The 3,631-nt window shown below is 73.2% G+C and carries 4 protein-coding genes and 1 pseudogene; 3 read left to right on the plus strand and 2 right to left on the minus strand.

Going from position 1 to position 3,631, the window contains the following annotated elements; translation table 11 throughout:
• Positions 1-107 precede the first annotated feature (107 nt).
• From JNW89_RS30900 to JNW89_RS30910, 3 genes are all read left to right on the plus strand, one after another.
• Positions 108-647: an RNA 2'-phosphotransferase gene (locus tag JNW89_RS30900; RefSeq protein WP_238451765.1), complete on the plus strand. Its 540-nt coding sequence runs from the start codon at positions 108-110 to the stop codon at positions 645-647.
• Between the two features lie 76 nt (positions 648-723).
• Positions 724-1,092, plus strand: a complete 369-nt coding sequence (locus JNW89_RS30905; RefSeq protein ID WP_238451762.1) for a dioxygenase — start codon at positions 724-726, stop codon at positions 1,090-1,092.
• On the plus strand, positions 1,023-1,595 hold the full coding sequence (locus tag JNW89_RS30910) for a dioxygenase (protein ID WP_238451763.1): 573 nt from the start codon (positions 1,023-1,025) through the stop codon (positions 1,593-1,595). The genes JNW89_RS30905 and JNW89_RS30910 overlap by 70 nt, the downstream gene beginning before the upstream one ends.
• Positions 1,596-1,606: 11 nt before the next feature.
• On the opposite strand, the gene JNW89_RS30915 is transcribed toward JNW89_RS30910, so the two are convergent.
• Together JNW89_RS30915 and JNW89_RS30920 are read right to left on the minus strand one after the other, a co-directional pair.
• Positions 1,607-2,143 carry a TetR/AcrR family transcriptional regulator gene (locus JNW89_RS30915; RefSeq protein WP_255541437.1) on the minus strand — a complete coding sequence of 179 codons (537 nt, stop codon included), beginning with the start codon at positions 2,141-2,143 and terminating at the stop codon, positions 1,607-1,609.
• Between the two features lie 88 nt (positions 2,144-2,231).
• A pseudogene (locus JNW89_RS30920) lies at positions 2,232-3,445 on the minus strand (acyl-CoA dehydrogenase family protein).
• Positions 3,446-3,631: the final 186 nt, after the last annotated feature.

Raw genomic sequence — 3,631 nt, forward strand, 5'->3', positions numbered from 1 at the left:
GTGGGCGCCTCGACCGGGGAGCTGCGCCGGGGCGCCCCGCCCCGGGTGCGCCGGGGCGGGGCGGTATCCCGTCGCCACCGCGCCCGGCCGTGCTCGACAATGGTGCGATGGACGAGCGGGCCCTGGTGCGGCTGAGTAAGCGGATGTCACTGGCCCTGCGCCACCAGCCCGGAAAGTTTGGCCTGGCGCCGGACCGGGCCGGTTGGGTCACCGTGGACGACGTGCTCGCCGCCCTGCGGATCGGCCGCGCCGACCTCGATGCGGTCGTGGCGGGAAACGACAAGCAGCGTTTCGCCGTCGAGCGGGGCATCGACGGGGTGGACCGGATCCGGGCCAGCCAGGGGCACTCCATCCCGGTCGACCTCCAACTGGCGCCCACCGCGCCGCCGGAGCGCCTCTACCACGGCACCGGCGCGGCCGCGCTCGACTCGATCCGGGCCACCGGCCTGCATCGGGGCGGGCGGCACCACGTACACCTCTCGCCGGACGTGGCGACGGCCCGGCGGGTCGGGGCCCGCCGCAGCGGGGCGGTGGTGGTGCTGACCGTCGACGCGGCGGCGATGGCCCACGACGGGCACGTCTTCTACCGCAGCGCGAACGGGGTGTGGCTGACCGACGCCGTCCCGCCGGCCTACCTCGTCGCCTGACGGCGCGTTCCGAGCCCGATCGGCCGCGACGCCGGCCGCGCCGGACTACCCTCGACCACGACCTGGAGGGAGCGGCATGAGCGGTAAGACCAGCCCCGGCACGATGCCCGCCGCCTTCTTCGGCCACGGCAACCCGATGAACGCCCTGGCGGTCAACCGGTACACCTCGGCCTGGCGGGCGTTCGGGCGGGCGGTACCGCGCCCCCGGGCGATCCTGGTGATCTCGGCGCACTGGTACATCGGCGCCACCGCCGTCACCGCGATGCCCCGGCCGCGCACGATCCACGACTTCTACGGCTTCCCCCCCGCAACTGTTCGACGTCGAGTACCCCGGCCCCGGGCCTGCCGGAGCTGGCCGAGGAGATCAGCGACCTCGTGCATCCCACCTGGGTGGGCGCCGACGTGGACTCGTGGGGCATCGACCACGGCACCTGGTCGGTGCTGACCCACGCCTTCCCGCGGGCGGACATCCCGGTGGTGCAGCTGAGCATCAACGCGTTCAAGGGGCTGGACTACCACCTGGGGCTGGGCGCCCAGCTCGCGCCACTGCGCGAGCGCGGGGTGCTCATCGTGGCCAGCGGCAACGTGGTGCACAACCTCGGCGGGGTGGATCCGCAGCTGGTCGACCAGGGCTTCGACTGGGCGCGGCGCTTCGACGACGCGGCCCGCGAGGTGATGCGGACCGAGCCCACCGAGGCGGCCCGGCTGGACGCCCACCGCGACTTCGGGTCGGCGGTGCCGACGCCGGACCATTTCATCCCGCTGCTCTATCTCGCCGGCATCGCAGGTGCGACCAGAACCCGGCCCGAGGTGCTGGTGGACGGGTACGCGTACGGGTCGTTGTCGATGACCGCGTACACGCTGGGGTTGGCCTGCCGGGGTGGCGACCAGCCGGCGGGCGCGCCGTCGCTGCCGGCCGACGTGCCGGCCGACTCGGCGAACATCTGAGGCCGCCCCGGTCAGCCCGCCGGGGCGCGTACGCCGTCGACGAAGAGCGCGACGAGCTGGTGGCCGACCTCGGTGAAGGTCAGTGGCCCGTCCGGGTGGAACCAGGTGTGGATGTTGCCCAGCGCGCTGAGGAACGTGTGGGTGACCACGGTGGCGGAGAGGTCGGTGCGGACCACGCCGGCCAGTTGGGCCTCGTGCACGAGGTCGCGGAACAGGTCGTGGTAGCGCCGGCGCTCCCGGCGGGTGGCTTCGGCGTGCTCGTCGTCGAGCAGGTGCGCCGAGCGGGCCCAGACGGTCAGCTCGGCGAGGTGGTCGGCGGTGTGTTCGACCACGTCGAGGGCCGCGGCGCGCAGCCGCTCCCGGACCGGGCCGTCGTCGGCCGCGATCTCGGCGAGCCGCCGGGTCTGCTCCGCGAGCAGTTCCCGGTAGATGCTGGTCAGCAGCTCGGACTTCGACCCGAACCAGTGGTACAGCGCCCCCTTGGTCACGTCCGCCGCCGCCACGATCTCCTGGACGCTTGTCGCCTCGTAGCCGCGCCGGGCGAACAGTTCGGTGGCGCCGCGACGATGCTCTGCCGGGCCGACCCGCGCGGCGCCCGCCGCCGCTCGCCGGTGACGGCCGGCTCGGTCGCCACGGTCATCGTGACTCCAGCTGGCGGCGGATCTCCCGGCGGGCCACGTCGCGCACGTGCACCTCGTCGGGCCGTCGGCGATGCGCAGGGTACGGGCGCCCGCGTACATCGCCGCGAGCGGGAAGTCGTCGGAGACGCCGGCGCCGCCGTGCACCTGGATGGCCCGGTCGAGCACCTCCAGCGCGACGCGGGGCGCGATCACCTTGATCGCGGCGATCTCGGTGCGGGCGGCCTTGGCGCCGTACCGGTCGATCATCCAGGCCGCCTTGAGGGTGAGCAGTCGCGCCTGCTCGATCGCCATCCGCGACTCGGCGATCTGCTGCTGCACCACGCCCTGGCGGGCCAGCTCCTGACCGAAGGCGACTCGGGTGGTGGCGCGGCGCACCATCATGCTCAGCGCCCGCTCGGCCAGGCCGATGGCGCGCATGCAGTGGTGGATGCGGCCGGGGCCGAGCCGGGCCTGGGCGAGGGCGAAACCGCCGCCCTCCTCGCCGAGCAGGTGCGACGCCGGCACCCGGACGTCGGTGAAGACGACCTCGCCGTGGCCGTGCTGGTCGTGGTAGCCGAAGACGGGCAGCGAGCGGACCACCTCGACGCCGGGGGTGTCCACCGGGACCAGGATCATCGACTGCTGCCGGTGGGTGTCGGCCGACGGGTCGGTCTTGCCCATCACGATCATGACGGCGCAGCGCGGGTCGGCGATGCCGGTGGTCCACCACTTGCGGCCGTTGATGACGTACGAGTCGCCGTCGCGTTCGATGCGGGTGCGGACGTTGGTGGCGTCGCTGGAGGCTACGTCCGGTTCGGTCATGGCGAAGGCCGACCGGATCTCGCCGGCGAGCAGCGGGCGCAGCCAGCGTTCCTTCTGCTCGGCCGTGCCGAACATGTGCAGGATCTCCATGTTGCCGGTGTCCGGGGCGGCGCAGTTGACGGCCTCCGGGGCGAGCTCGATGGAGCGGCCGGTCAGTTCCGCGAGGGGGGCGTACTCCAGGTTGGTCAGCCCGGAGACGTCGGGCAGGAACAGGTTCCACAGCCCCCGGCGGCGTGCCTCGGCCTTGAGTTCCTCCACGACCGCGGGCAGGTGGTGGCGGCGGCCGGCCTCGGTGAGTTCGGCCCGCTGGGCCGCGTAGACCGGTTCGGCGGGGTAGACGTGGTCGTCCATGAACTCCTGGAGCCGCTTGAGGTGTTCGGCGGACCGTGCGCTCGGTTCGAAGTCCATGGCTGTCTCCCCATTGACGGGTGTGTCGGCGGCTCGCTACCGTCGCCGGACGCCGAACATACCGGCTGGTCGGTATGGCGTCCAGAGCACCGTGACCGTGAGGAGCCCCAGGGTGAGCGTGATGGACCGGTTCCGCCTCGACGGGAAGGTCGCCGTCGTCACCGGCGCCTCCTCCGGCCTGGGGGT

This window comes from Micromonospora sp. 4G55, assembly GCF_016803375.1.